Source organism: Ktedonosporobacter rubrisoli (assembly GCF_004208415.1).
In the GTDB taxonomy this organism is placed as follows: domain Bacteria; phylum Chloroflexota; class Ktedonobacteria; order Ktedonobacterales; family Ktedonobacteraceae; genus Ktedonosporobacter; species Ktedonosporobacter rubrisoli.
In genome coordinates, this window is the sequence record NZ_CP035758.1 from 341,151 (window position 1) to 367,793 (window position 26,643).

A 26,643-nucleotide genomic window follows, 5' to 3' on the forward strand; every position below is an offset into this window, starting at 1 on the left:
GCAGCTTCTCTTGATCGCGTAAAACTTCGTAATTCGCTCTGTAGTCATGTCCAACCATGTAATGAGAAACAAGGGATACATGAGTACGAAAACTATTCGCGACACACGAAGAAAAGAGATTACGCGGGCCGCGCGCGACCTCTTCAGCCGTAAAGGCTACCACGGCACAACCATACCCGATATAGCGCATGCTGCAGATATTAGTACCGGCCTTATCTACTATATTTTCCCAGGTAAAGAAGATATCTTGCTAGCCTGCTGTGAGGAAGCCGCCGCCATCCATCTGGGTATTTTCGAGCGGACGCGCAGCATCACCGACCCGCTTCAACGCTTCGACACCATCGTACGTGAGCTCTATACCTTACTTGATAGAGGCTCCAAGCTCCTCCTCATCATATATAAGGACATTTCTACCTTGAAACCCGAGACCCGTGAACGCATCCTGGCCCCGGTCAAAAATCTTGACGCCCATTTTGTGGCCCTCTTCGAGGAAGGCCAGCGAGCAGGAATCTTCACTGAAGATATTGCGGAGCCATACGTGCTGGCGGCCAACGTTCTGGGCCTTGGTCACCAGTGGGCGCTACAAAAAACCTGGCACTTTGCGCCAAAAATCACGCTTGAGGCCTATATCCATGCTCAGCTTGAGTACTTTCACGCTCAGCTGTTGCGCGGCAAGGAAAACATAGCTGCGGAACTCATTTAGCTACCCATTTCATCTAGAAGCGAATTTGCTCTCTGTAGGGGAAATAGTCCACGAATAGAGCGTCCTGATAATGCATATTATGCGCATTTTGCTCACGCAGGACGCTGGCATGACTTTTTTTATTGTCTCTCCAAGCCTGGCTAGAATTGCTTATTTTTGCATAGGAGGAATGAACATGGATTTCCGTCTGAGCGATGAACAGAAACTGGTTCGGCAAACCGTACGCGATTTCGTCAGGAAAGAACTTATCCCCCTGGAAGGAGAAGTGTTACGTAACGAGCGCGAAGGGCGCCTGGGCATCGAAAGAGCGCAACTACGTGAGCTCCAGCTTAAGGCCAAAGAGATAGGCTTTTGGGGCATCAATACGCCTGAGGAGTACGGCGGAGCCGATCTAGGCCCGATAATGACGGCAATTATCATGATGGAGTTGGCTCGCACCTTTGTTCCATTTAGCTTTGGCGGTTCAGCAGACAACATCCTCTATTATTGTAATGAAGAGCAAAAAGCGCGCTATTTACTCCCCACAATTAATGGCGAGCTGCGTTCTTGCTTTGCGCTCACCGAGCCGGGTGCAGGCTCAGATGCCGCCAATATTCAGATGTCGGCAGTCAAGGATGGGGAGCACTGGATACTCAATGGGGAAAAGATCTTCATCACTAACGGCAATGAGGCTGACTTCGCCATGGTTTTTGCCGTCACCGATAAAGCCAAAGGGGGCCATGGTGGTGTAACCTGCTTCCTGGTGGATCGCGAGATGGGTTGGCGATCTCAATATATCCATACAATGGGCGAGTGGGGACCGGCCTCGCTCTATTTTGAAAATGTGCGTGTGCCAGAAAAAAATATCCTTGGGGAGCTCAATCGCGGCTTTCAGCTGGGTATGCAGTGGATTGGTGCCGGGCGCTGGGCGATCGCGGCCCGGGCGGTGGGGGCTTCGGAACGGCTGTTACAGATGGCCATCGATCACGCGCGCACGCGCAAGACGTTCGGCAAAGCGATAGCTGAGCGCCAGGCCATCCAATGGATGATCGCCGACTCCCACGTTGAGATCGAAGCGACCAGGTGGCTTATGCTCCACGCGGCCTGGCTCGCCGAACAGGGCCAGGGCACACGTCACGCAGCCTCTATGGCCAAGCTTTTCGGCTCGAATATGGCCAATCGCGTTGCCGATCGCGTGTTGCAGATCCACGGCGGTATGGGCTATACCAAAGAGCTGCCGATCGAGCGTTGGTACCGCGAGATGCGTGTCTGGCGCATCTTTGAGGGTACCGACGAGATCCAGCGTTTTATTATCTCGCGCGATCTCTTGCGCGGCTATGTCAAGATCGGGGAGGAGCTCTAATGAGTTCACCTTCGCGAGCAGCTATCGTTGGTGTGGCCGAGTCTGATCTCGGCCGCACGCCCAATAAGACGGTACTTCAATTGCAGGCTCAGGCAGCCAGGGCTGCGCTTGACGATGCTGGCTTTCAATTTAAGGATGTGGGTGCCCTTTTCTGTGCTGGCAACTGGGCCTGGTCTACCAATCTTATGCTTGCCGAATATCTGGGTATTCAGCCCGCCTACACTGATACTACCAACATTGGCGGCTCCTCTTTCGAGGCGCATATCGGTCATGCCCTGGCCGGCATTGAAGCTGGCCTCTTTGATGTCGCGCTCATCACTTACGGCAGCACCCAGCGCTCGGAACAAGCTCGCGGCCACAACAGCCTCTTCTTCAGGCTTACTGAGCAATATGAAGGTCCTTTCGGCCTACCAACTCCGGTTGGCGCTTATGCGCTTGCGGCAATGCGTCACATGTATGAATACGGCACCAGCAGTACTCAGCTGGCAGAGATCGCTGTAGCGACACGCAAATGGGCCACACTCAATGAGAAGGCGATGATGCGCGACCCCATTACGCTTGAGGATGTGCTGAGCTCACGCTGGATCGCTGAACCGCTGCATTTGTTGGATTGCTGCCTTGTTACTGACGGTGGGGGCGCGGTTGTGGTTGCCTCAGCAGAGCGTGCCCGCGCTGCGCGCAAGGCTCCCGTATGGATACTCGGTCATGGCGAGGCTCATACCCACAATTCGATTATGAATATGCCCGATCTGGCTACCCACCGAGCCGCTATTGCCTCCGGGCAGGCCGCCTTCAAGATGGCAGGTCTCACGCCGGCAGAGATGGATGTTGTGGAGATCTACGATTCGTTTACAATCACAGTGATTCTCACGCTTGAAGCGTTGGGATTCTGTGGACCCGGCGAGGGCGGGGCATTTGTTAGTTGCCAGCGGACCGCGCCCGGCGGAGCATTTCCCATGAACACAAATGGTGGAGGGCTCTCATACTGCCATCCCGGGATGTATGGCATCTTTCTGCTTATCGAGGCCACGCGACAGCTACGGGGCGAGTGCGGCCAGCGCCAGGTTGATGGTGCACGCCTGGCTCTGGCTCACGGAACAGGTGGCGTGCTCTCTTCGGCGGCGACGGTCATTCTTGGAAAGGACTGATAGGCATGTCGGCACAGATTCCCCAACCAATGAGAGACGGAGACTCGCAGCCATATTGGGAAGGATTGGAGCAAGGAAAGCTGCTCATTCAGCGCTGCGCATCCTGCTCCCATCATGTCTTTTATCCGCGCTCGCTCTGCCCTCACTGCTTCTCAGAGCAGCTTTCCTGGGTCAGGGCCAGTGGTAAAGGCACCATCTACTCCTATACGGTTGCCCACCAGGCGTTTGGCCCATTTGCCGAGCAGGCACCCTTTGTTGTCGCCATTGTTGAGTTAGAAGAAGGCGTTCGTATGCTGACAAGGATCGTCGCGGCACCTCGCGAGCGCATCGCGATCGGAGCTGCGGTACACGTTACGTTTGAGGCTGTCGCTGAGGATATGACCTTGCCCTATTTCCGCCTTGCTGAATAAAGCCTTCTGACAGTATTTGTCATACGCACACACGAGGTAGGAGAGCATGTCTGTTTCACGCCATATATTACCTGAACAGCTTGAGGCGTTCTTCAGGCCGCGCAGCATCGCTCTGGTCGGGGCCACTGATAACTCGCGCTGGTCAATCAATACCTTTGAGAACTTGAAGAGCTTCGGATTTGCCGGTCCAATCCACCTGGTCCATCCTCGCCACGAGATCGTCCATGGAGAGCGGACTCTGAAATCGCTCAGCGATCTTGCTGAGCCGGTAGATCTGGCCTTCATTATGGTGCCAACACATAGCGTTTTGCCAGTAGTCAAGGAAGCTACTGAGCAAGGAATCCGCAAGTTCGTTGTGCTGACTTCGGGCTTTAGCGAGATAGGCGCGGAAGGTGCGCAGCTAGAGAGTGCTCTTCTGGCCTATGCGCAAGAACATGGGCTAACTCTGCTCGGCCCCAATGGCAATGGCTTTATCAATATTACTGACCAGATTACTCCCTATGGTTTGCCGATTGCCCCTCCTTTGCGCGCTGGACCAGTAGGCATAGTCCTGCAGAGCGGTGCGCTGGCCAGTGCGGTTCTGGCTTTCGCCCAGGCCCACGCTATCGGTCTGAGCCTGCTGGTCTCGATGGGCAACGAGAGCATGATCTCGGTGACAGATATTGTGGATTATCTCCTCGAAGATGAGGCCACGCAGGCAATTGCGCTCTTTTTAGAGAGCATTCGTCACCCTGAGGAGCTGCGTCGTGTGGCAGAGAAAGCGCGTTTGTACCGTAAGCCCATAGTAGCTCTGAAGATCGGCAGGAGCGAGGCCAGCGCGCGCTCTGCCCTGGCGCATACCGGAGCCCTGGTGGGTAATGACGCGATCAACGACGCGGCTTTACGCCAGCTTGGCATTTTACGCGTCCACTCGCTTGAAGATTTACTGACAACGGCGGGGCTCGCCGGCTACCATGGTCCACTTCCCGGTCGCCGTATGGGCATTGTCACGCCTTCGGGTGGCGCCTGCGATATCCTTTCCGATCTGGCGCAGGAAGAGGGGATTGCGCTTCCCAACTTTGCCCCTACCACACTTGAGAGCTTGAAAGAGGTCTTGCCGCCTTTCTCAACTCCGCATAATCCGCTCGATGTTACGGGTTATGTTGTGGTTGATAAGACGCTCCAGTTGCGCGCGCTAAAAGTCGTAACGGCCGAACCTTATCTCGATTTCATTTTGTATATGGTAAGCATTGATGGTGGGCGCAAGCCAACGCCTGAAGCGCTGCAATCTACCCTGGAGCAGTACGATCAGCTGGCCGCCGCGATTTGTGCCTCTTCTCATCCTGTTGTGCTCATTTCCAATACCTGTATAGACCTAACGCCAACGATACGCGCGGTTATCGAGCGCACAGGATTGCACATTGTAGCAGGCATGGAACATGGGATTCGCGCGCTGGGCCGGCTTTTGTGGTGGTCCGAGTTTATCCGTGCCACCATAGAAGACGTTTCAGCGTCCGTGCCACTATCCGTGGCAATCCCTAAACATTCCCTCAATGGAAGCTGGTCCGAGGCTCGTACGCGCGCCCTCTTGCAAGAGGCGGGTATCCCGGTAGTGCCCGGCATTCTCGCTACTTCGGCAGAGGAAGCGGCACAGGCTGCACGCACGCTTGGCTTGCCGGTCGCGCTCAAGATTCAATCGCCAGGCATTCCCCATAAGAGCGATGTCGGCGGCGTAGCGTTAAACATAGCTAGCGAGGAGGCTGCGCGCGCAGGCTTCACAACGATGCTGGCAAGAGTACGGGAGATAGCGAAGGAAGCCTCTATTGAGGGCGTGCTGGTAAGCCCGATGCGGCCAGGAGGTATTGAACTGCTTGTGGGTATCATACGCGATCAGCTCTGGGGGCTTGTGCTTACCTTAGGCTTGGGCGGGATCTGGACAGAGGCACTCAGAGATACTGCGGTGCGTGTGCTGCCAATTCAGCGTCATGAAATTAAAATTATGCTTAGCGAGCTGCGTGGCTCCGCTATATTGCAAGGAGCACGCGGGCAGGCCTCGCTTGATCTGGATGCCTTAAGTGCTATCATTGAACGCATTTGTGCGTTAGCATATATGCTTGGGCCACAACTCAGCGCACTTGAGATCAATCCACTTTTGCTCAATGCGCCGGGCATCGAAGCCCTTGATGCCTTGATCAGCTGGCAACAATAAAGTCTTTGGCAATGTTTGTAATAGTTTACTGACCGTAAGCAGGCTATGAAACGGAGGAATTTTCGAATATGGGAAAGCTTGATGGCCGCGTGGCCTTCGTGACTGGAGCAGGCAGGGGCATTGGAGCGGCAACAGCCATGCGACTGGCCGAGGATGGAGCACGCGTAACCCTTGCCGATATCGATATCGACGGCTGCAAGCAAGTTGCAGCCGAGATCGAGCGCCTGGGCTCACAAGCGCTTGTGGCCTCCTGTAACGTCGCTGAACGCGCAGCAGTAGAAGCTGCCGTGCAGCAAACTGTAGATAAATTTGGCAGGCTGGATATCCTTGTCAACAACGCCGGGGTCATACGCGACAATCTGCTCTTCAAGATGAGCGATGACGACTGGGAAACTGTTATGAATGTTCATCTACGCGGAGCTTTTCTGTGCAGTCGCGCCGCCCAAACCCATATGGTCAAACAAAAATATGGGCGGATCATCTCGCTCTCCTCAACTTCTGCGCTGGGCAATCGCGGCCAGAGCAACTATTCCACGGCCAAAGCTGGCTTGCAGGGCCTCACCCGCACGCTGGCGATTGAACTAGGCCCCTTCGGTATTACGGCAAATGCTGTTGCGCCGGGCTTTATCGATACGGAAATGACGCGCGCTACAGCTCGCCGCATGGGCTTCGATCCCCAGGAGCGCATTGAAGCTGCCTCAAAAGTGATTCCGGTCAGGCGCGTTGGTCAGCCGCGCGACGTAGCCAATGTTATTTGTTTCCTGGCCTCCGAGGAATCCGGCTATGTTAGCGGGCAAATCATTTACGTTGCAGGCGGCCCGCGCTAAGATGAACACGAAGGCAAAGCTGGTAGCTGATCTCTACATTCGTGATTAGCTCCCGCTTTGCTAGCGAGATGCCCTGAGTTCGTATGGAAAGGCAGGGGCATGGCTGTTCAGTTCTTTGCGCTTGCCTTAACAGGTACGACTACAAGCTATTTAAGGAGCTCATTAGATGTTCGACACAAGCAAGATTGGCCATAGCTTTGCGCCCTTCCAAGTTGAGGTCTATCGTAATAAGATTCATGAGCTGGCAACCGCTATCGGCGATAGCAATCCTATCTATCATAGTCGCGAGGCAGCGCAGGAGGCGGGCTTTAAGGATGTTCCGCTCTTTCCCACGGCTCCCACAGTATTTACCCATTGGGCCGCCCGCTCGCGAGGAGAAGGCCTGGCCAGCCTGGGGATTGATGTCAAACGCATCCTTCATGGAGAGGAAGAATACGAATATCTTGCCCCGATTTACCATGATGATGTTCTAACCGGCGTTACAACAGTTGTTGATGGCAAGACACGCAAGGGCCGTGATGGTCTCTCCCTGGATATCATCACCACTGAAACGCGCTATACCAATCAGCACAATCAGCCAGTACTCAATGCGCGCACGACCATCGTTATTCGCGGCTAAGCTCTAGCAGTACTGGATACGGAACTATATGCTGCCTCTGCAAATAGAGGCAGCATACGAAGCTCAGCGGCTCAAGCGCTGATAAGCATACACTGACAGCGGGAAGAAGATGATAGTCAGCGCCAGGGGCCAGACAATGGCCATCAAAAGCCCATGCTGGGCAATCCAGGATGCGCCGCCCCAGCCAGCATTGCCAAAGAGCTCACGCGTGGCCGAGATCGATGAGGACAATGGATTCCACTCAACCAGCGTACCCAGCCAACCGGGCATGGTAGCGGGCGAGGCGAAGGTGCTTGAGAGAAAACTGACCGGCCAGACTAGAATCTGAACCGCGCCCACGGCCTCTGGCGTTTTTAAGAGCAGCCCCAGGTAGATACCTACCCAGAGCAGGGCAAAGCGCAGCAGCAGTAACAGGCCAATGGCCATTACAGCTCCTCCAAGGCTACCATGCCAGCGCCAGCCAACTAGCAGCCCACAAAGGATCATAGCGACCAGGCTAAGCAGGGAGTTGAGCATGTCGGCAATACAGCGACCAAGTACTACTGCCGCCGAGGCCATAGGCATAGAACGAAAACGATCGGTAACGCCCCTGGATGTATCAGTAATTACGGAGAGGCAGGTGGCCTCGATGCCAAAGAACATGGTCATAACAAACATACCTGGCATAAGGAAGTCGCGATAATTTCCGCCTCCCGGTACCAGCATACCGCCGCCAAAGAGGAATCCGAACATCAGAACTAACATTACAAGGAATAATAAGTTGAAGATGAGTTGCATTGGCTGGCGCACCCAATGGTTTAAATCCCGCAGGGCCACGGTCCAGGAGTCGAGCAGAGCCCAGCGTAGCCGAGCTAATGGCGTTCGAGGCATTGCAGAGATATCAATAGTCATGCTGTTACCTCCTGCTTGGATGTGCTATCTTTTTCTATATGCCGTCCAGTGAGATGCAAGAAGACTTCATCAAGGGTAGGACGGCGCAAGGCGATATCCTGAGCGACAATCCCGACATTCTGCAGTTCGCGTGCAACATCGGTAAGGGCAGCTACGCGATCCTGTACGGGCGCGCTTACCTGGCACATATCTCGTTTAACCTCTACCTCATTTCCAGCTATGCGCTGGATAAGAGCAGCAGTAGTTTCCAGGTCAGTGGGGCTCTGTAAAACAATGTCGATACGATCTCCTCCAATCTTAGATTTGAGCTGATCTGGCGTGCCTTCGGCTATCACCCGTCCGCTATCGATCACAGAAATGGTATTGGCAAGCTGATCCGCCTCATCAAGGTATTGGGTTGTGAGCAATACTGTGGTGCCGGCGGCAACCAGGGAACGAATAGCCTCCCACACTTCTAGACGGCCTCGCGGATCAAGACCAGTGCTTGGCTCATCTAGGAATAATACTTGCGGAGTCAAAATGAGGCTGGCAGCCAGATCCAGCCGGCGGCGCATACCTCCTGAGTATTGTTTGACTGGCTTGTTTGCAGCCTCAGAAAGGCCAAATTGCTCCAATAGTTCGTCAGCGCGCCGGCGAGCAGCGGCCGCGCCTAGATGATAGAGCCGGGCGAACATTACCAGGTTCTGCCGACCGCTGATGATCTCATCTACGGCGGTATGCTGACCAACCAATCCAATGCGATAGCGAACCTGGGCAGCCTGCCTGGCCACATCAAATCCTGCTACTTCCGCATAGCCTTCATCAAATTTCAATAGCGTGGCAAGAACGCGTACCGCTGTCGTCTTTCCCGCACCGTTTGGTCCAAGCAATCCACACACTGTACCTTTGCGCACCGAAAGCTCAAACCCGTCGAGCGCCCTGGCTTTACCATAGCTCTTACGCAGTCCCCGAGTCAGTATTGCATTTTCGCTTGCTTGCATTGATCCTCCTTGCTCATGTTCTTAAACTGCAAACGTCATCTTCTTCAGCTAAATTTAGAACTTCCTTACAGCGTACAATGTACGCCTTTTTGGCCGGGCTTCAGTATAGCATACACTGTACGGAATAAGCAAGGCTAAATTTAAAATTGAAACATTGATCTATAATGTATTTCAGACGCACTTTGATAGTTCCCAAAAGGCAGGTGCATCCCGCTAGAAATCCTGACAAAGTAGCCAATTGGGCATAGCATCTGTTATGATGAGGAGGGTCAGCAAGGAAACCGGAAAAATGCTTGACTATATCACAATGGGACGGTTACAAAAGCAATGACGACAGAGTACGGGGGCAGAGGAGATCCACAGCGCAGCCTGGAACTGTTATGGGGAACGCGCAAGAGCCCGAGCCGGGGTCCTGCTCCAGGTTTAAGCGTGGAGCAGATAGTACAGGCTGCCATTGAAATTGCCGACGCAGAAGGCCTAACTGCACTCTCTATGCGCCGCGTTGCTGAGCGTTTAGCAGTCGGCACAATGTCTCTCTACACCTATATTCCTGGCAAGGCTGAGTTGCTTGATCTTATGCTCGACACAATTTTTGGAGAGGAAACAAACCCGGCCAGCATAGAGGGCAATTGGCGAGCACGGCTTGAGCTACGTGCACGTGAGGATTGGGCGCTCTTTCAACGTCATTCCTGGGCCTTACAGGTCTCTAGCGTACGTGCGGGACTTGGCCCCAACGAAACCGGGCTCTTCGACGCTACTCTTTATGTGGTTTCCGAGATCGGGCTTAGCGCACGTGAAATGGTGGCTGCCGTTAATCTCATTGCAGGCTATGTGCGGGGGGCTGCCACGGGGGTAATGGAAGTTGCCCTTGCTGCGCAGCAGACCGGCATTAGTGACGAGCAATGGTGGGCGGCCCGCGAGCCAATTCTTGACACGTACTTTGATCCCAAGCGCTTCCCTACAGCGACGCGCGTCGCGATAGAGGGCGCCTTCGATCCGCCAGCAGACGGCACAAATTATTTTCTCTCAAATGCACTTTACGATTTTGAATTCGGTCTACAGCGTGTGCTGGACGGGATCGAAGCCCTTATTCTGCACCGTTCTGAGCAGGCGGAGCAGCGCTAAGCAGGCATGGTAGATTAATGTCGATGGATCAGAGCGTATCTGAGCACCTTCAAGGCAATCGTTGGTTTGAAGAGCGCCGATGCTGGTTTCAGCATTTGCAATACTTCGCTAAACGCTAGATGCGCCTCGCGATCCGTAGGAATAATCATTAGCAGGTTCTCAGCTACAGAGCCCTCTCAGTTGCAATTCAAATGATCTATGCAAGAGCTGCAGAGCTTTTTCAAGCTCGTACTCCCCCCACAACCAATCAGTTAAGACACCGTAGTACAGGGCAAAGAAATTTGTAGCAGCCATCTCGACATCTAGATCTTGTCTCACCTCACCTCTTTGCCGGGCTTGCTCGATACGCAATGAGATCTGATGGATAAGTCTCTCTATCAGATCCATTGTTTTTCGATAATAGCCAACCTTTCCACGCAAGAATAACTGCTCCTTAATATAGGCCTGAGCGGTAGACGGGTCCCGTTGATAGAAGCTGAAGAAATGCCTAAAAATTGTTATAAGCTCATCAAGCAAGGAGACCTGGGCTGGCAGGTCTGCAAAAGCTTCATTGATAAGCCTTCCAATGTCTTCATAGAAGACGAGCAAGAGAAGATCTTGCTTATCTTTTACATAGAGAAAGAGCGTTCCGGTGGCTATCTGGGCCCGTTCGGCGACCTCACGCGTGGTTGTGTCTTCATACCCCTTCTCGGCAAAGAGCTCTCGGGCCACTTTGAGAATGGACTCTAACTTTTGCTGCTTATTCTTTTCTCTTAAACCCTTGCTCGCAGGTTTCTCGCTCATTTTCCCTCCCACCTAAAAAATGACTATAATCATAAATGATCGAGGTCATTGTATAATCGGAAAGAAAATATGTCAAGCTGAAACGGGCAAGGCAAACGCTCCGGGACGACGCTATCCCGTCTGGATATATCCTGTTACCTCTCCAAAAGCGCGATCGTGTTTCCTCTGTACGGGACGAGGTAGGTAGTAAGCAAAGCACAGGCATTTGCTAGAAAGGATAGATTCATGTCTCAGCATGACAATCCTCAAAAGAGCCAGGGGATGCCGGAGATCACGGAACAAGAAAAACAGCAAACTGAAGAGAAGCGAGAGCGCATTCGCCGCGATGTTGAGCAAAAACCTGGCTGGGGCAAAGGTCCGGGAGCCGGCACCAATATAGGCTCAGGTGACTATGCGCATCCGGGACCCGTCAATGATCTCGGCACCGACCAATATACAAATAGCGGCTAATAGCAATAGAGCAACGACCTTTCTGGCCTGTTGCCCATACTTTAGCTGAGTATATTCGCTCAATTGAAAACAAGAGGCGCTTTTTACAGCGCCTCTACTTTTAGAGTTCTGAACTGAGCAAAATTAACCACCTAATACTTTTCAGCAATCTGGCCCGGACAACGGCAACCGAAGCTTTCTTCGTAGCACTTTTCATCATTCACACACTCAACAATGGCTGGGGATGGCCTTTCGCTCTTTTCAATACCCTGTGGGCAAGGCTGGCGTTACTTGCCTTCTTGCCTGTTGCTAGCCGCAGTAATTCTTGCCAGTCTCCAGAGAAAAAAACAGCCTGCCTGACATAGCATGTTGCGAGGGGCAAAATAGCGCTTGACTCTCATCTAACATCAGACTTTATACTACTGGCTGAAACACAATCCTACCATACAACACCAAGAAGGAGAGCTTATGCAATTCGCCCAACCCGAGTACCCGACCGAACAGATTGTGCAAGTGAAGAACTACCGCAGAATAGAGGAATTGATCCCGACTCACTGGTCTGAACAGTATATCGAAGCTAACAGTATTAAGCAGCATCTTTATCGTACCGGAGGCCAGAAGCCTCAACTTGTGCTCCTGCATGGCTTCGAAGAGTGCGCGATCTGCTGGCTGCAGATCGCCAAGACCTTAGAGCAGGATTATGATCTCATCATGATCGATGCTAGAGGTCATGGCCTCTCGGATCGCGCTGCTAGCGGTTTCTCCCCTCATCAACTGAGCGAAGACGTGGCAAGCCTGCTTCGCATGCTCAAACTGGATCGTCCCCATATTCTTGGCTTTTCGCTGGGAGCAGATACGGCGATCCGCCTTGCCGTTACCTATCCAGAACTGGTCAGCACAATTATCGTCTCAGGAGCCAACGATAAAGCTCCCCAGGCAGAAAATTTTGTGAATTCGCCAGGCTATCAGGCCTGGTATCAAGCATTTGTAGAGTACCTCAAGACGCTCAAAACGCAGAATCACGAAGAGCGCATGATATCCTCTCTGCGCCTGGTACCACCCGGCGTCCCGCTGCCTGCTGAGGATCAATATGTTCCCATGGTAGAGGGATATGCGCATATCGATCTAAAGCTCGTCATACAGAGCGACGTTCTCTGGTCGCTCGTGAGCAAGAAATATGAGGAGACAAGGCAATTACAAGCTCAGCTCACTTGCCCTGTTCTCCTGATGTACAGCGAGAGTTTTCCCACATCGGACGCAGAGGTGACGCTGCGTGAGGAGCCGGCAGAACGCCCCAATGAGCGAATTGTACGCTTCGTGAATGCAGGTCACCTCATCTACCGCGAACATGCTGAACAGTTTATTAAGGTTGTCAAAAGTTTTCTGGCTTCTTGAAGCCGGGAATAGTTTCCGGGCCGTCATCCTGCTTAAAGACGACCCGGAGCATGGACCATGCTTGCCATATATCCACCTGGCAAACTATTCTCCAGGATAATGAAGCCCGTATTACCTTTATTACTTCTTAATTGCTTTTCGTGGCCTCACGTGCTGTGCCTGATAGTAGATCTGGGGCAGGAAAGGGCTGAGCGAAGGTGAAGGCAAACGAGCTCGGACCATGAGCGCGCAGATATTCCATTCGTTCTTTCACTTCAGCCAAGCCAGGCCGATGGCCCTCAGGAACCCACCACAGAGCCACATAAGGGCCCTGGAGCCGTTTAAACCATTCTCTACGGCGGCGCATAACCTGCGCATGCTCGCTTTTGTAGACAAAAGCTTTGAGCGCTTCCAGCGAGCTCCATACAGAGATGGTCGCAAAAAGGCGCTCGTCAACTGGCAAATGCGCTGCTTCTGCAGCGGTAAAAAGTTCAGCTTTTGGACGCCAGATGAAGCCGGGGCTTTCCTCAGCCAGCGCATATATTGGGTCCAGCTTGGCCGCAAAATCGGCCAATAGCGGATCATTGAGGGGAGCCAGTGTATAGGCAACATTCACCTGAGCAATATGATACATGGTGTGTCCTTTCATCGAGACATCGCTTGTATGGCTGAGTAGTAAAGGCTGCTTAGGAGAGAATGCAGAAGCTAGAAGCTTTCGCGCGGCAGATTGCCCACCAGTCGAGCATAAAGCCGCAAACGAGCACTTCCATTACATGGATGCACCCAGTCATAGCCGAGCTCCTGCCAATCGGCATCATTGGGATCTAAGCCAAGCGACTCCTCAATATAGTAGTAATCGACCACCAGGTATTGACGACGGTAAGCCAGAAGAAATCCTTGAGAGCGATTGCGCTCTTCAACAGCCTCAACATAGCCCTTATACCAACGGTTGAGATGGCTGGCCCGTGGAGGTAAGCAGAGAAGATCACCAAAGTTATCTACCGGTCCTGTGCTGGTAAGCACATGCCTGGCCTCGGGCCAGGTGGCAAAGCCGAGTTCGGTAGCGATAATGGTCAGGCAATCGCGGCGCCGGATAGCTGAAACAGTTTCCTGCAGTTCCTCAATGGAAGCATGACGGAACATAGGAAGTGCGCACAAGCGTTGCAAGGCATGAGGTTCGTAGCGGCGTACATGTTTATGGAGAATTTCAGCGCGTATTTTCAGTTCGTGGATCGCATCGTCCATAGCAGTCTCCTTCAGCCCGGTCAATCCCCGCTCCCTTGTGACCTCAATGAAAGACGCTCTGCAATAGGCGACGAAGCCGTCGATCTCGGGGTGAAAGCTTCTTGCGGCGGTAAGGCATCCCCGAGCACACCAGAACTTATTATAGCAGAGCCCTGGTGAGAAGTCAACGGCGATCTCCGAGTTCAACAAGTGCTCTTCCTACAACTAAAAATGTTTTATTATATTTGTACACATCTCTTGTAGTTCTCTTGATGAACTTTACTTAGGCAACTCGTACCTCCTCGCATTGCTATCGTCAGTACAAAATACGTTCGATTGCCGATGCTCACTCATGTGCCGCGTGCTAAACTCCCCTTATCTATGATAAAGACAAAAATATTCAGGAGCTTTACCCGGAACCTGTTCCGTCACCAGCGTTCAGAGCAGCGAAGCAGGTGGCGATCATCAGCAGGCAGAGGGCTCAAACCTCATCAGCAGATCGCAAATGAAGCGTAGGAAGTGAAGGAAAAGAGAATGAGACCACTTGAAATCCTCTTAGTTTGCGCCAATCTTATTACATTTTTGCTGCTAGCAGTACCGCGACTGCGTGTAGCTCAATGGAAAGGATACATAGTACTCAGCACGCTAGCGTTAGCAGTTGTCCAAATCGTGCTGGAAGGGCCTCGCTGGCAGATGGCTCCGGCATACGGGTTGACGGGACTCTTCGCGCTTGCCTGGGCGCTGCAACGCTTTGTGCCAGCCAATAGAATCGCCAAATCGAGACTAAAGCGACGCTTAATAGCAAGTCTTGCCAGCACTGTGTGCGTCATTGGTATGGCTCTCTCTATTGCACTCCCCTTGCTTCTCCCTGTTTTTTCTTTCCCTCGCCCCAGCGGGCCATACGCTATCGGGACTGTCACCTACCACTGGACTGACCACAGCCGTCACGAGATATTCAGTCCTGACAAGAACGGGCCTCGCGAGCTGATGGTACAGATATGGTATCCGTCCAGTAAGGGACAGTTGACCTTACCTGCTCCCTATCTCCCCGATGCCGCTGAGGTAACGCCAGCCCTGGAACAACTGCACCATTTCCCAAAATCGTTACTTCAGCATCTCAAATATGTAAAGACCCACGCTGCTGAATCTGTTCCCGTAGCTAACGATCGGCCAGGTTATCCCGTACTCATTGCTCTGGAAGGCATCACTGGCTACCGCCAGATGCTCACTTTTCAGATTGAGGAGCTGGTATCGCATGGCTATATCGTCGTGGGCCTCGATCAGCCAGGAGTTGCCGCTTCAGTGACTTTTCCCGATGGGCATAGCATAGCCATCACTGAGCTCTTCACCCAGATCGAAACTTTGATTCGACAGAGCGTCAGTCCGGCCCAAAAAGCGCCACAGTTCAACGGCCAGACCTTCACGGATGGGATCATCCCGTACTTTGCTCAGGATGTCAGCTTTACGCTTGATCGGCTAGCTTCTCTCAATACGCGTGATCCACAGCATCTCCTGACCGGAAAACTGGATCTTGGACATGTTGGTTTGTTTGGCATGTCCCTGGGCGGCATGATTGGCGCGCAAGCCTGCTTGCAAGATGCACGCCTTGGCGCTTGCCTGATTATAGATGTTGAGATGACCGACGACGTGCTGAAAAAGGGCTTGCACCAGCCCTGTATGTTGATGACCAGACCTGCCGACACGATGCGGCTCGAAAGGCAAAAAGCTGGCGGCTGGACAGAGCAGGATATTGCGCGCACCCAGCTGACGATGCGCGCGGTATACAATCATTTGCCAGGAGATGGCTACTTTGTGCAGATTCCAGGAGCTTTCCATATCGATTTCACAGACCTTGACCTTTTCTCACCGCTAGCGCCACTTATTGGCCTTGGCGGACCGCTTGGAAGTCAGCGTGCCCATGAGATCGTCAATGCCTACTCGCTCGCCTTCTTTGATAAACACCTCAAGGGCCAGCCGGAGGCCCTGCTTACGGGACCTGCGGCACGCTACCCCGAGGTCATCTTTGCCAGGCATGGACCATAAAAGTTGGCTTCATCTCTCGCCTTTCTCGTTCTCTGGTCTACGCGTCAGCACGCGAGAGCCTGGGCAAGCATCATTCAACTTACCTAACTGAGAAATCTCTGTGGTATACTACCCTCATCATGTTAGGTAAGAGTATGGGCTTTTACCCAATGAGAAGGGCAGGCTGATGCCAAAGCGTACAACCCACCTGCATTTGCTTCGTTGGTCTCAGCAAGAGCAGCGTTATATCATCACCTTTGGCACTCTCACCCTTGACTCCGGGATCATCTCGGTCGATCAAGCCTGGCAGAAGTGGCTCGACATGCTTACCTCTTTCGCCTTCGAGGGCCGCGCCGGGGTGCATTGTACCATTCGTAAAGAGCGGCTTCGGCGCGGAGATGCCTACTGGTACGCCTATCGGTCATTTCAGGGGCACACGAAAAAACGCTATCTAGGCCGAACGGCTCATCTCTCGCTCGACCGCCTGGAAGAGATCAGCGCTCGTCTTGGGGCTGAAGATAAGCAAGTGCCTCTTCGTTCCCTGGCAACTCAGCCTGCCCTGACCTCTGAGTATCCAGCCAGAGCATCAGTCCCGTTCTCATTCCTGGAAACGAAACTACGCCCACCCCGGCTCCAGCCCTTGTTAGTCTCGCGTCCACATCTACTCACGCTACTGGACGCAGGCCAGAGGCAGAAGCTGACCCTTGTGCAGGCTCCGGCAGGTTACGGCAAAACCACGCTCATTGCCTCCTGGATTGCCCGGCGGCAGGGCTACCCTGCAGCCTGGCTCTCTCTTGACCATGGCGATAATGATCCTATCCGCTTCTGGTCTTCGCTGATCACTGCCTGTCGCGTATTTCATCCAGATCTTGGACAGGCTGCCCAGGAACACTTGTCGCTCTCTGCGCAAATGCCATTTGCCTCATCTTCTCTGGAAGCTGCTCTCACCTCCTGGCTTAACGAGCTCGCCAGGATGAAGCTGTCAGCAGTGCTCATCCTTGATGACTATCACCTCATTGAGAAGGAGGCTATTCATGAGACGCTTACCTTTTTTATCGAACATCTCCCAGCTAATATGCATGTGATCATTCTCACCCGTAGCGAGCCGCCTCTTCCGCTCGTACGCTGGCGCGCGAGCGGGAACCTTCAGGAAGTGCAGTCCTCCTTTCTTCGCTTCTCCCCTGAGGAAACGCGCATCTTTCTCCAGCAGGTTCTACCCCACGCTCTCTCAGAAGAGACAATACACGCGCTACACGCTCAACTAGACGGTTGGGCCGCTGGCTTGCGCCTCTTTGCCTTGAGCTTGCAGAGCCAGGGAACGCCTCAAGCGGCGACAGGGACTCTTGCGCAACTGAACTCGCGCTTTGCTGCCAATCGGCCCCATCGCTTCATTCAGGAGTATTTTCTAAGTGAGGTTCTCGCCATGCAACCAGCGCCGCTTCAACTCTTCCTACTGCAGACCAGCATACTTAATTGCCTCACCGGAGCGCTCTGCGAGGCAGTTACTGGAATGCAGGATGGAGCTGGGCTGCTGGAGCAGGCTTACCGTTCGGGCTTCTTTATAGAGGCCCTGGAAGTTCCAGACCTGTGGTATCGTCATCATCCACTCTTCGCCGAGATTCTAAGAGAGGAGGCAGCACGCCGCCTGGGTAAAGAAGTGCTACAGCATCTTTCAATTGTAGCCTCTTACTGGTACGAGGCTCACGCAATGCCAATAGAAGCCATTGAGGCCGCCCTTTCTGCCCAAATGTTTGAACTGGCGATCTCCTTGATCGTAGAAATGGAGAATGAGGCTCGTTTTGCCGAGCACTATACTATGCGTGGCTGGTTAGAACAGCTTCCAGGGCCCCTACTAGAGCTACACCCACGTCTTTGCTTCCGCTTAGCGCAGGCGCTGCTTTTCACTGAAGATAGGGATGGCTCCCCATTGAATATAGAAAGCGTTGAAGATCTGCTCTTGCTGGCGGAAAAAGGCTGGAGACTTGAGGAAGATTGGCAACATCTTGGTATACTCTACGCCTTTCGAGCTACGCTTACTGCACGGCAAGGCCTTCTTGCGCCTGCCGCGGCCTATGCTCATCAAGCGCTTACTTTCCTCCCCCTTACATCTGAGCAATCTGTCAGCTCCTCACTTCCCTCTTCCATAAGACAGGCCGAATGGATCGACTGGCGCCTTGGCTGCCTGATGGCTATCGGTGTTGAAGCCATCCATAAAGGCTCATTTGAGCAAGCCTATCAGATCTTTCTTGATGCATATACGCGCAGTACAGCCAGCAAGAACAAGGTGTTTGTGCGCCCGTTCCGCACAAAGCTTGCCGATATTTGCGTCGCTCTTGGCGACTTGCACCAGGCTGCCTCCTACTACGAACAGACGCTTGCCGAAACCAGCAATCAGGATGAAAAGGGAGAGGATATTGTGCATATAGACTCCCTCCATGGACTGGCCCGGCTGGCCTACGAATGGAACGATCTGGCCCGAGCAAAGCAGCTGCTCCACGCAGCATCAACCTGCAGATACAGAGGACATTTTCTTCCTTTGGAAGAGGAGTCGCGCACGAAGGGGGAACTTTTAAGTGCTCAGGTGCTGCATGCCGGCGGCGAAGTGGCCCGGGCGCTAGCCTCGCTCTCTACGCTTTTTACACGTCTTCAGGCCAGCGCAGCGCCAAACGTGCGACAGTTCATTCCCGACGTTCTCCTTCTGCAAGCGCAGTTTCAGCTGAGAGATGGCGATCTCCTGGCGGCCACACGCACACTCAACACGCTCACGGCCACCCAAGAACTTTCTGTGCTCCAGCATCAGACATTACAACTACTCCAGGCGCGCTTGCGCCTTTTGCAGGATGGTACCCAGAATATCATCCCCTTACTTGCCCTGCTTCTCACATCGGCCCGCGCAGCAAGATATCTTATGCGCGCCACGGAAATACAGCTTCTCATCGCGCTCACATATTTCGCCTGCCAGCAGGAGCAAGAAGCTCACCAACAGCTCTATGAGGTGCTTAGAGAAGCTCGCAACGCGGGCTACGTGCGCCTCTTCCTCAGTGAAGGAGCAACCTTTGTGGCTCTCTTGCGTTCTTTGTTGCCTTCTATCACAGAACAGCCAGTGTATACCTATGCTCGCACTATTTTGCAGCAGTTTCTTAGCTCTCTGCCCACCCAGGGAAAAAATCTTGATGGAAGGGCGAGTTCCCTGCTCTCTACCCTCTCCTTACAAGAGCAGCGCGTACTCACGCTCTTAATAGCGGGACGCAGTAATCCACAGATCGCGCAGGAACTCGTTGTTTCTGTCAACACAATCAAAGCGCATGTCAAGAATATCTATCGAAAGCTTGGGGTGGCCAACCGGATGGAAGCTAGCGAGCTAGCTCGACGCGAGAAACTGCGCTAGCTTCTTAAACCGTCTGCTCAATTGTCCATTTGGAGAATAGCCATCTTCCTTCTCCACGTCCCCTACTCAGAGCAGTTCCGCAGGGATGCATACCATCACTTTCACGCCAGATGTGATCATTACATCATTCCCAAAGCGCTTAGCAGCATAAGGCTAATTCGCATGAGAAACAGTCGAACCTTTCGCAAAGTTCTTTCTTAGCTCGGTACTTATGAATGGACTCAGGAAGGCGAGTATATAGATCATATAGATCCACGGAAATTGCACTACGAAAAATTTATATGCGCCCAGATGCAGGGGACCCGGCAGGAGTGCGAAGAACAAGAAATCCACAAGGGCCGCCATTGCCGCCCACAACAGGCCAACAATCAGAGCTTCTTTCCGTACGTGCCCTATATCAGCACGCCCTTTGAAGTACCACAGACTTAATGGTATCCACCCTATATTCAAGAGGACGAGACAGATCTCATAAAGAACATACGAAAAGGTAGTAGGAGTATCCAGTGAGGGAGGAGTCACCAGAAGAGCTCCTAAAAGTACATTTAATAGAGCTCCCGTAACCGATATAGCGATATATCCTACGAGAAAGATGCCGATTACGCGACCAGGACGTAATGTATTTTGCCCCATTTGTTTCATAACTCCATTTCATATTCTTAAAGTATTACACAAAGAGCTATCAAAAGATCTCTCCCTACTTGCCATCCCACCAGCACTGTGCCATAAGTATAGAGCCCAAAGCAGGGAATGAGTATTCTCCAACAGGGTAGTTGAAAGGGTGATTAAAGAGGCTTAGGAGATAAGACCTTGTTGAAAATAAAGGGGCGGAAGATATTAGCGCGGCACGGCTCTTGAGGACAGGCGAGGGGAGGAAGTTGTGTTATACACCCGGGCATCAGCTCACCCTCGCCTGGGTAATGGATCAGTCTTACCTAACTGTACGCCAGTATAGCATGAGCCGCCGATGTGTCACTTCAGGGAGCAACGGAGCAAATTGTTCCTCTCTTTTGCGTTAGCTAGCATCGGCTGAGCCGGGATCAAAAGGCTCCTGAGAGCTTTTCTGCGCCTTTCTTTCTTCATAGCGGAAGGCCCCAGGGAAATCAGGCCGCTCTATATGCTTTTTACCACTCCACTGCTGGATCTGGATCTTATAGAGGCAAGGGCGAGCTATTTCTTGATCTGAGCTGGGCTGGTAATCCTTGCCCGCTTGAAAATCAGGAAAATATTTCGCGAAGAGCGTGTCAAAGAATCTGCGCTTTTCCTGAAGATCCTCTATGATCGTGGCGGTGCCAAAGATAGTCACGCTTGCATATTCCACACCAAATTCGGAAGCCAGTTGACCTGGATATAGCCTTCCCATCTCATACACGCTAAAGCAGACACGCTCATCCCTCTCAATATTCGCTCGCGTTCGCCCAACTGGTCCTGTATGTACGTAGATCACATGCTGAAATTCGTCGTAGATAAACAAATTGTTGTTAAGAAATGGTTGCCCCTCATGCACAGTTGCTAGACTGCCAGCTGGAGCGCTATGGAGAAATTGTTTGATCCACTCCTCATCGCTTACTGCACGATCGCGGCGCCGTATAGCGTTATAGGGGTGAGAGAGAGCATCATATGGCATTGTCGGCTTAACCTCTTCCTTTTTGATGACCTGTATTATAGCATTTCTGCCGATGCTTCTCTGCCAAATCTGCCAGAGGAACTTTCACAGCGTCTTGGGACCAAGTATGGCTATAAGAAAAATGTCGGCTCGCTTGATGCGTTGCGCATCTTCACCTGTGGCTTATTTTGCTAAGTCCGGGGCATGAGACCAGGGAATAGAGCAGGGGCAACGCTGTCCGGGGAAGCCGGATCTGGCCTGATTACGCGCTCCAGACCATAAGTTGTTGATGTAGCCTTGTACCATCTGGACCCCTCATACCAGCAATCGGGGGTGAGTCGCCATACTTTTTAAAGCCCATTTTTTCAAAGAATGTGACAGCACGTGTGTTCTCAACTATAGTGCCTAAATGACAACCTGGCGACCCGGACTCCCTTAAGTGCTCGAACCAGCGCTGCATTAAGGCGCGGCCCAGCCCTGTACCGCGCGCATCTGGCAGCAAATTAATGTGCAAATGAGCTGGCCAGCGCTCATCCAACAATTCTCCTGTTGCTCCCTGCTTCTCGCGCAGGCTATCTAGCAAGGCTCGATACAAAAAGCCGGCGGTTCCAGGCCGAAATAATAAGCCATATTTTGTGATCTGAGCTGTCATAATATTTTCAAGTTTAGGGGCTGAGGACGTATCGAGGCAACCTGTCAAGTAACCAACAACTCTGTTATCGATAGTTGCCACATAGAGCGAAGCTGGCTCGTGGTCGATATAATAGGAGGTCCAGATTTCGACAAACGACGGCTTATGACGCCAGTAGCATGCAGCCGAATTGCCCATATAGCCAGTGAGGTAGCATATATCTTGAATCGCTTCCCTGTCTCCTTCTCTGTACTTCCTTATACCTGCATCAGCCATGAATAAATTCCCTTCTGCCTGGATGAGCTTTCTATCCTCTATTCGCACAACTCATTGAGTACCCACAAGGCTGGCAATCTTGCAAGGCCCGCTCGCCTGGTAAGCTATTTTAGCATAGTTTGCGGTATCAATTCCACAGCAAGTAAGCAGAACATTTGGACTTAAGCTGATACATGCCAAATGGTTGGCCAGCCTTTCTGACTGGCCAGACCCTATAGGCTTGATAAGAGTGAAGCGGGCTACATGCCTGCCTGTCTGGCGGCTGCAAAGAACTCGGCTTTGCTAGCGGCATCACCAATCTTGTAGACCTTATACCAGGCTTCCAGCACCTCGGGCTTGTAGGCTTCAAGCTTTTTGAGAATGTGATAGGCAAACTCAAGAGGGGCAATGGCGGCAGCAGTGATAAGATCGCCATCTGTGTAAGCTGGTTGATCTTGATACAGCTCCTCTCCCTTATATTTCGCGACTTGCTGCAGCTCCGCTAATGAATTGCCTGTATGTTTTTTATAGTTCAGGAGACCCACACTTGCTAAGCCAGGCACGGCGCCGCAGATCGCTGCCACAGGCAAGCCAGCGGCCAGAAAGGCGCTAGCTTTCGCCAAAACAGGGGCACGCGCCTCTTCCAGCCAGATATCGGCTCCGGGCAGAATCAGCATCGCACTTTCTGTTGGCTCAAGCTCATCAACTGTCATCTCGGGAATAATGGTTAATCCGGCCGCTGTAGTGATTGGCGCTCTACTTTCACCGACGATCTTCACACGATAACGACCAGGCTGAGCTTGAAAGATTTGATAAGTCTCTTTGTTAAGAAATGAAATGGCAAAGACAGCTTCCCAATCCGAGAGGGTATCTAACACAAAGTAATGAACTATCTGCTGTGCCATGGTTTTTGCCCCATCTTTCTATTGCTTTCATCACTGATTTTCTTCACAGAGATAGCATACCTCATATACAGGCCAGGTTTGTTCCTAAAAAACGTGAGAAAAGAGAGGCTAAAGCGCCCATGATAGTCAGGCCTCATCTGTGCCCAGAAGGCATGCATCGCAGCTAGATACTCGTCGGTATGTACGCCTCGTTCTGCGAAGAGAGAAGGCCTGACCATATCGGAGGCAGTCTAATGTCCTTGCGCGTAGCTGGTTGCTAACACAACTTTATCACGAATCTGGTTTGTGACGACTCGTTGCAGAATCTCGCCTCCTTCCTCAAAGGGAAAGATCTGTGGAGAATGCGGCCGCAAGCTTCCCTGTTCATACCAGTTCAGGAGCTCGCTAAGGGCCTGATGGGTAGTAGCAATGTCGCGCGTAATGTAGGCGGCCAGGTCTTCGCCGACGATTGAGGCATTTTTGGTGAGGATCTGGGCCAGATTAACTTGAGGAATTTGTCCACTCGCAAAACCGACTGTCAGCAAACGACCTTCCCAGGCCAGGGCGGACCAGGCAGCCTCAAAAAGCTCACCTCCTACCAGGTCAAGGATTACATTGACTCCTTGCCCTTTGGTAAGTTCCAGAAGCCGCTGCGCGACTGCTTCCTGTCGATAATTGATGCTGACGTCGGCTTGTCCTTCTAACAGTTCTGGATGTCCAGTTACAGCTATGACTGTAGCCCCGAGCTTCCTACCGACCTCAAGCGCTGCTCTGCCCACGCTGCCGGTGGCGCCATGAACGGCAAGAGTCTCACCCATTTGAAGATGCCCACGCCTCTTGAGAGAGAGATAGGCAGTTAGATAGGCCACGGGAAAAGCTGCCGCTGTCAACATGCTCATGCTTTGTGGTAGATGAGCCACGTTTATTGCAGGTAGCACGATTTCTTCAGCATAGGCTCCATAGCAGGTAACGGCCAGCACCCGATCACCTACCTGGAATGTTTTGACCTCTGCGCCACACTCGACCACAACTCCACTTAGCTCAAAGCCAGGACTGAAGGGGAACGGCGCAGGTAATTGAAACTGTCCGCTCACCTGCAGGGCATCAGCTCCATTTACCCCAATACCGTGGACGGCAATGCGCACCTCTTGTGGCCCCAGTTTCGCGGATGAAAGCTCTTCCAGGGCGAGTTGGGATGGCTCTCCATAGGCTTTGCATAACAGTGCTCTCATAGTACATTCTTTTCCTTTGCTCTATATTGCTCTTTCATAACGGCTTGCTCCATGCGACACCTGTTAAGGGAGCTCGTACAGTAGAGACCTCAAAAGTGTAAGCTAGAATATCCATTTGTACAAGTACGCACATGAATGTGCTGTAGTATCTTTTTTTATACTAAAGATTGCATTTTTCTTCAAGTTTTTTTATACTGTAAAGAAAGCCCGGCAGAAATGATGTTTGGCATCTTTCTCAGGAGGAAAAAATGTCTTTAGTATCCGTCATCCTCGTCACGTTCGAGCGTCCAGCGCGGCTCTGGCAAGCGCTCGAAAGTGTAGGTATGCAGACCTATGATCAGGTAGAAGTTGTCGTAATCAACAATGGTGGAACTTCTGTTGAGGCCCTCATTGATCGATATCAGCAGCTCTTTCGGCGTCCAATCCAACTAATCACCCTGCGGTATCCTCAGCGTTTACCTGTTGCCCGCAATGTCGGCATTGCCTCAGCTCAGGGAGAGATCATTGCCTTTTTAGACGATGATGATCGCTATAGGCCCGGGCACCTGGAGCGCTTACACCAGGCTCTTGAACAGAGGCCAGATGCTATCCTTGTCTACGATGATACGCTAATTCTGATCGAGGATACAGTAGGCAGAGATGAGAAGCCGCATGTGATTGCAACCTGCCGCCTTGGTTTACCTTATGACCAGAAGCGTTTCGAGCACGATAGCTATATACCTCCCAGTGCGCTTGCGCTTCGACGTAAGGTGCTTGAAGACTGCGGCGGCTTCGATCGACATCTAGACCATGTAGAAGACTGGGAGCTGCTCTTGCGTATCCGCAAGTATGGGGCATTCCTCTATGTTCCTGGGGAAATAGGCATCGAATACAGCCTACGCCTGTCCGGTGATAATAGAGGTAGTTCTTTTGATCAAAGTCGGCTTGCTTGCCTTGATGTGTTAACGAAGCGCTACAATCTCTCTCCACTTGTGCCAAAGACATTTTATGATGTAGCGCGGGATCTTGGTTGTGAAGTCATCCCAACGGAGCAAGAAGCAACTATCCAGAGGGAGTAGAGGTTGTTCCAGCTGAGGCTATAGACCAATCTCCGCTTGCCGGAAGGCGGTTCTCCATATCTAAAAGTGTCCTGCTGCAGAGAGCCAGCTTGCCACTTGACGATTTGGAGAAGAGGCACACCGACATCGGAACTTTGACACCGACCAGCTTTTTTCAGATCTTTAGTAAGTATACACATGCCCAATACTTAGGGAATACAAGAACGTTCTGTAGTATCTTTTTTATGTTAATAGGAGTTGCTTTGCTCTTTTCTTATCCTGAGCCATTTTGCTACCTGGCTGATCTTGCGCTTGCTGAAGTGGTTTGAAAACTCCAATAACGAGCATATTCCATTCAAACAGCATCATAATCTACCTGCATTTTTTACGCTTCTTTTCAATTATTCGCCAAAAAAATTTATATCACTTACTATGTTTATACTTGACTTTTCCAACATATTATGGTAATTCGATATCAGATTGTAAGCAAGCTATTATTATATGATAAGATCAAGGAGGTAATTATAGATTAAAATAGGTTATTTTGTGTTTTACTCCTTTCACTTTTTGCTCTCGCCAGAGAATATAGCCAGTGTTCTCTTCACATTTCATCTTATTTCAGGTGGGCTATACCCTCTATTTATTATTTAGCCGACTCCTGCCTGTAAATATGAGTAGTTACCGTTATTGCCGGCTCTTCAATCTGTCCGGTTTCTTGTTGTGCTCGCTTGGTTGCCCGCCAGATCTTCTAGAGGATAATCATTAGAACAAGTGAGGACTAGTTTATGCAAAAACTTTCTGCTTGGGGTGGACATCTGCTCATTGCTTGCCTGCTATGTCTGCTGCTCCTCTCCTGCTCTCCCGATCACTCCCCGACAAGAGTCAGCGGTTCCCCAACTCCCGAGGCAACCGCCACTCTTCTTCCATTTGTCATTCCATCGCCGACGCTGGCTCCCACCTACGGCACCAGCAAGCCGTTAAGCCCAGCTCCACAACAATGCCATCCTCCTCTTACCAGGGTGCAGAACATCCAGGGTTCAGGAGCCCCAAATGCCATTGGAAGCTCTCAATTTTTTGCCCTGGGTTTCACGGGACCGGAAGCAACACTACACGCGGGTTTTAAGGAGAGGCATGGCTGGGGCCAGAAGGTCCTCTGGGTGGTTGGACCCGAACATTCTGGTCCTGTGCTACTACAAGGCACCAATCTGCTAACCCATCAGCCTATCAGCTTTCAAATTGGAGACGCACAGCCCGTAGTCGTCGGGCAGCTAGAGCAAGGCAAACATGAGCATGTATGGGGCCAGGCTGGCACGAGTTGGGCAGCTATGTCTTTGTGCCCTCCTCTGGCTGCTATGAGCTCACAGCCCGTTGGCAAGATGGAAGCTGGCAAGCTATCTTTGCTGCTGGCCTATAACTTTTGCCAGCTCTATCTCGCTTTCGCTCACAGGCGGTCTGTACCAAGGGCTAATGGCAGACACTCAAACCATAGGCGAAGACAGCACAAAGCAGTCAATCGACACGTTTGAGTGTCAAGATGTATTGCCACCA

At 52.0% G+C, this 26,643-nt stretch carries 25 protein-coding genes; 14 read left to right on the plus strand and 11 right to left on the minus strand.

Annotated elements, in window-relative coordinates; all coding sequences use genetic code 11:
- Positions 1-79 precede the first annotated feature (79 nt).
- From EPA93_RS01560 to EPA93_RS01590, 7 genes are all read left to right on the plus strand, one after another.
- Positions 80-703 (plus strand): TetR/AcrR family transcriptional regulator, encoded by a 624-nt coding sequence (locus tag EPA93_RS01560; RefSeq protein WP_165422798.1) that lies wholly within the window; start codon positions 80-82, stop codon positions 701-703.
- A 175-nt stretch (positions 704-878) separates the two neighbouring features.
- Positions 879-2,045: an acyl-CoA dehydrogenase family protein gene (locus tag EPA93_RS01565; RefSeq protein ID WP_129885346.1), complete on the plus strand. Its 1,167-nt coding sequence runs from the start codon at positions 879-881 to the stop codon at positions 2,043-2,045.
- Positions 2,045-3,193: an acetyl-CoA acetyltransferase gene (locus tag EPA93_RS01570; protein WP_129885347.1), complete on the plus strand. Its 1,149-nt coding sequence runs from the start codon at positions 2,045-2,047 to the stop codon at positions 3,191-3,193. The genes EPA93_RS01565 and EPA93_RS01570 overlap by 1 nt, the downstream gene beginning before the upstream one ends.
- A 5-nt stretch (positions 3,194-3,198) precedes the next feature.
- Entirely contained in the window at positions 3,199-3,603 is a 405-nt protein-coding gene (locus EPA93_RS01575; RefSeq protein WP_129885348.1) for a Zn-ribbon domain-containing OB-fold protein, read from the plus strand.
- A 46-nt stretch (positions 3,604-3,649) separates the two neighbouring features.
- A complete protein-coding gene (locus EPA93_RS01580) occupies positions 3,650-5,791 on the plus strand; it encodes an acetate--CoA ligase family protein (RefSeq protein WP_129885349.1) in 2,142 nt (713 codons plus the stop codon).
- Positions 5,792-5,859: 68 nt separating this feature from the next.
- On the plus strand, positions 5,860-6,618 hold the full coding sequence (gene fabG / locus EPA93_RS01585; RefSeq protein ID WP_129885350.1) for a 3-oxoacyl-ACP reductase FabG: 759 nt from the start codon (positions 5,860-5,862) through the stop codon (positions 6,616-6,618).
- Positions 6,619-6,784: 166 nt separating this feature from the next.
- Positions 6,785-7,237, plus strand: a complete 453-nt coding sequence (locus EPA93_RS01590) for an FAS1-like dehydratase domain-containing protein (protein WP_129885351.1) — start codon at positions 6,785-6,787, stop codon at positions 7,235-7,237.
- A gap of 63 nt (positions 7,238-7,300) precedes the next feature.
- Here the strand turns inward: EPA93_RS01590 and EPA93_RS01595 are convergent, their stop codons facing one another.
- Both EPA93_RS01595 and EPA93_RS01600 read right to left on the minus strand, forming a co-directional pair.
- Entirely contained in the window at positions 7,301-8,128 is an 828-nt protein-coding gene (locus EPA93_RS01595; RefSeq protein ID WP_129885352.1) for an ABC transporter permease, read from the minus strand.
- Positions 8,125-9,108 carry an ATP-binding cassette domain-containing protein gene (locus tag EPA93_RS01600; protein WP_129885353.1) on the minus strand — a complete coding sequence of 328 codons (984 nt, stop codon included), beginning with the start codon at positions 9,106-9,108 and terminating at the stop codon, positions 8,125-8,127. Before EPA93_RS01600 ends, EPA93_RS01595 begins: the two co-directional genes overlap by 4 nt.
- 327 nt (positions 9,109-9,435) lie before the next feature.
- Between EPA93_RS01600 and EPA93_RS01605 the strand changes: the two genes are divergently transcribed.
- Positions 9,436-10,233, plus strand: a complete 798-nt coding sequence (locus EPA93_RS01605) for a TetR/AcrR family transcriptional regulator (RefSeq protein ID WP_129885354.1) — start codon at positions 9,436-9,438, stop codon at positions 10,231-10,233.
- A gap of 14 nt (positions 10,234-10,247) precedes the next feature.
- Here EPA93_RS01605 and EPA93_RS50220 read toward each other — a convergent pair whose 3' ends face one another.
- Complete coding sequence (locus EPA93_RS50220; protein WP_277988712.1) at positions 10,248-10,382, minus strand: hypothetical protein; 135 nt, start codon at positions 10,380-10,382, stop codon at positions 10,248-10,250.
- Between the two features lie 10 nt (positions 10,383-10,392).
- A complete protein-coding gene (locus tag EPA93_RS01610) occupies positions 10,393-11,016 on the minus strand; it encodes a TetR/AcrR family transcriptional regulator (protein WP_129885355.1) in 624 nt (207 codons plus the stop codon).
- 225 nt (positions 11,017-11,241) lie between these two features.
- On the opposite strand from EPA93_RS01610, the gene EPA93_RS01615 reads away from it, so the two are divergent.
- A complete protein-coding gene (locus EPA93_RS01615) occupies positions 11,242-11,466 on the plus strand; it encodes a hypothetical protein (protein WP_129885356.1) in 225 nt (74 codons plus the stop codon).
- A 447-nt stretch (positions 11,467-11,913) separates the two neighbouring features.
- The gene (locus EPA93_RS01620; RefSeq protein ID WP_129885357.1) at positions 11,914-12,840 is read left to right on the plus strand and encodes an alpha/beta fold hydrolase; all 927 of its coding nucleotides are present in this window, start codon (positions 11,914-11,916) and stop codon (positions 12,838-12,840) included.
- Between the two features lie 127 nt (positions 12,841-12,967).
- Here EPA93_RS01620 and EPA93_RS01625 read toward each other — a convergent pair whose 3' ends face one another.
- Positions 12,968-13,453, minus strand: a complete 486-nt coding sequence (locus tag EPA93_RS01625; RefSeq protein ID WP_129885358.1) for a DUF3291 domain-containing protein — start codon at positions 13,451-13,453, stop codon at positions 12,968-12,970.
- Positions 13,454-13,524: 71 nt separating this feature from the next.
- Positions 13,525-14,253: a hypothetical protein gene (locus tag EPA93_RS01630; RefSeq protein WP_129885359.1), complete on the minus strand. Its 729-nt coding sequence runs from the start codon at positions 14,251-14,253 to the stop codon at positions 13,525-13,527.
- 324 nt (positions 14,254-14,577) lie between these two features.
- Between EPA93_RS01630 and EPA93_RS01635 the strand changes: the two genes are divergently transcribed.
- Together EPA93_RS01635 and EPA93_RS01640 are read left to right on the plus strand one after the other, a co-directional pair.
- The gene (locus EPA93_RS01635; RefSeq protein WP_129885360.1) at positions 14,578-16,086 is read left to right on the plus strand and encodes an alpha/beta hydrolase family protein; all 1,509 of its coding nucleotides are present in this window, start codon (positions 14,578-14,580) and stop codon (positions 16,084-16,086) included.
- A gap of 166 nt (positions 16,087-16,252) precedes the next feature.
- Positions 16,253-19,453, plus strand: coding sequence for a winged helix-turn-helix domain-containing protein (locus tag EPA93_RS01640; protein ID WP_129885361.1), 3,201 nt, complete (start codon positions 16,253-16,255; stop codon positions 19,451-19,453).
- A 153-nt stretch (positions 19,454-19,606) separates the two neighbouring features.
- Here EPA93_RS01640 and EPA93_RS01645 read toward each other — a convergent pair whose 3' ends face one another.
- From EPA93_RS01645 to EPA93_RS01665, 5 genes are all read right to left on the minus strand, one after another.
- The gene (locus EPA93_RS01645) at positions 19,607-20,083 is read right to left on the minus strand and encodes a hypothetical protein (protein WP_129885362.1); all 477 of its coding nucleotides are present in this window, start codon (positions 20,081-20,083) and stop codon (positions 19,607-19,609) included.
- A gap of 382 nt (positions 20,084-20,465) precedes the next feature.
- Positions 20,466-21,077, minus strand: a complete 612-nt coding sequence (locus EPA93_RS01650) for a pyridoxamine 5'-phosphate oxidase family protein (RefSeq protein ID WP_129885363.1) — start codon at positions 21,075-21,077, stop codon at positions 20,466-20,468.
- Positions 21,078-21,318: 241 nt separating this feature from the next.
- Positions 21,319-21,963: a GNAT family N-acetyltransferase gene (locus EPA93_RS01655; RefSeq protein ID WP_129885364.1), complete on the minus strand. Its 645-nt coding sequence runs from the start codon at positions 21,961-21,963 to the stop codon at positions 21,319-21,321.
- Positions 21,964-22,202: 239 nt separating this feature from the next.
- On the minus strand, positions 22,203-22,847 hold the full coding sequence (locus EPA93_RS01660; protein ID WP_129885365.1) for a DJ-1/PfpI family protein: 645 nt from the start codon (positions 22,845-22,847) through the stop codon (positions 22,203-22,205).
- Between the two features lie 230 nt (positions 22,848-23,077).
- The gene (locus EPA93_RS01665; protein WP_129885366.1) at positions 23,078-24,058 is read right to left on the minus strand and encodes an NADPH:quinone oxidoreductase family protein; all 981 of its coding nucleotides are present in this window, start codon (positions 24,056-24,058) and stop codon (positions 23,078-23,080) included.
- A gap of 248 nt (positions 24,059-24,306) precedes the next feature.
- Between EPA93_RS01665 and EPA93_RS01670 the strand changes: the two genes are divergently transcribed.
- Together EPA93_RS01670 and EPA93_RS01675 are read left to right on the plus strand one after the other, a co-directional pair.
- Positions 24,307-25,116 carry a glycosyltransferase family 2 protein gene (locus EPA93_RS01670; RefSeq protein WP_129885367.1) on the plus strand — a complete coding sequence of 270 codons (810 nt, stop codon included), beginning with the start codon at positions 24,307-24,309 and terminating at the stop codon, positions 25,114-25,116.
- Positions 25,117-25,880: 764 nt separating this feature from the next.
- Positions 25,881-26,621 carry a hypothetical protein gene (locus EPA93_RS01675; RefSeq protein ID WP_129885368.1) on the plus strand — a complete coding sequence of 247 codons (741 nt, stop codon included), beginning with the start codon at positions 25,881-25,883 and terminating at the stop codon, positions 26,619-26,621.
- The last annotated feature ends 22 nt before the right edge of the window (positions 26,622-26,643 follow it).

Bases quoted from the DNA above. Each gene is read 5' to 3' on its own strand.
- EPA93_RS01635 (WP_129885360.1), top strand. From the start codon at position 14,578: ATGAGACCACTTGAAATCCTCTTAGTTTGCGCCAATCTTATTACATTT.
- EPA93_RS01655 (WP_129885364.1), bottom strand. From the start codon at position 21,963: ATGGCTGATGCAGGTATAAGGAAGTACAGAGAAGGAGACAGGGAAGCG.
- fabG (WP_129885350.1), top strand. From the start codon at position 5,860: ATGGGAAAGCTTGATGGCCGCGTGGCCTTCGTGACTGGAGCAGGCAGG.
- EPA93_RS01670 (WP_129885367.1), top strand. From the start codon at position 24,307: ATGTCTTTAGTATCCGTCATCCTCGTCACGTTCGAGCGTCCAGCGCGG.
- EPA93_RS01660 (WP_129885365.1), bottom strand. From the start codon at position 22,847: ATGGCACAGCAGATAGTTCATTACTTTGTGTTAGATACCCTCTCGGAT.
- EPA93_RS01560 (WP_165422798.1), top strand. From the start codon at position 80: ATGAGTACGAAAACTATTCGCGACACACGAAGAAAAGAGATTACGCGG.
- EPA93_RS01565 (WP_129885346.1), top strand. From the start codon at position 879: ATGGATTTCCGTCTGAGCGATGAACAGAAACTGGTTCGGCAAACCGTA.
- EPA93_RS01580 (WP_129885349.1), top strand. From the start codon at position 3,650: ATGTCTGTTTCACGCCATATATTACCTGAACAGCTTGAGGCGTTCTTC.
- EPA93_RS01640 (WP_129885361.1), top strand. From the start codon at position 16,253: ATGCCAAAGCGTACAACCCACCTGCATTTGCTTCGTTGGTCTCAGCAA.
- EPA93_RS50220 (WP_277988712.1), bottom strand. From the start codon at position 10,382: ATGATTATTCCTACGGATCGCGAGGCGCATCTAGCGTTTAGCGAAGTA.
- EPA93_RS01610 (WP_129885355.1), bottom strand. From the start codon at position 11,016: ATGAGCGAGAAACCTGCGAGCAAGGGTTTAAGAGAAAAGAATAAGCAG.
- EPA93_RS01595 (WP_129885352.1), bottom strand. From the start codon at position 8,128: ATGACTATTGATATCTCTGCAATGCCTCGAACGCCATTAGCTCGGCTA.
- EPA93_RS01650 (WP_129885363.1), bottom strand. From the start codon at position 21,077: ATGCCATATGATGCTCTCTCTCACCCCTATAACGCTATACGGCGCCGC.
- EPA93_RS01570 (WP_129885347.1), top strand. From the start codon at position 2,045: ATGAGTTCACCTTCGCGAGCAGCTATCGTTGGTGTGGCCGAGTCTGAT.
- EPA93_RS01645 (WP_129885362.1), bottom strand. From the start codon at position 20,083: ATGGGGCAAAATACATTACGTCCTGGTCGCGTAATCGGCATCTTTCTC.
- EPA93_RS01625 (WP_129885358.1), bottom strand. From the start codon at position 13,453: ATGTATCATATTGCTCAGGTGAATGTTGCCTATACACTGGCTCCCCTC.
- EPA93_RS01675 (WP_129885368.1), top strand. From the start codon at position 25,881: ATGCAAAAACTTTCTGCTTGGGGTGGACATCTGCTCATTGCTTGCCTG.
- EPA93_RS01605 (WP_129885354.1), top strand. From the start codon at position 9,436: ATGACGACAGAGTACGGGGGCAGAGGAGATCCACAGCGCAGCCTGGAA.
- EPA93_RS01665 (WP_129885366.1), bottom strand. From the start codon at position 24,058: ATGAGAGCACTGTTATGCAAAGCCTATGGAGAGCCATCCCAACTCGCC.
- EPA93_RS01590 (WP_129885351.1), top strand. From the start codon at position 6,785: ATGTTCGACACAAGCAAGATTGGCCATAGCTTTGCGCCCTTCCAAGTT.
- EPA93_RS01600 (WP_129885353.1), bottom strand. From the start codon at position 9,108: ATGCAAGCAAGCGAAAATGCAATACTGACTCGGGGACTGCGTAAGAGC.
- EPA93_RS01575 (WP_129885348.1), top strand. From the start codon at position 3,199: ATGTCGGCACAGATTCCCCAACCAATGAGAGACGGAGACTCGCAGCCA.
- EPA93_RS01620 (WP_129885357.1), top strand. From the start codon at position 11,914: ATGCAATTCGCCCAACCCGAGTACCCGACCGAACAGATTGTGCAAGTG.
- EPA93_RS01615 (WP_129885356.1), top strand. From the start codon at position 11,242: ATGTCTCAGCATGACAATCCTCAAAAGAGCCAGGGGATGCCGGAGATC.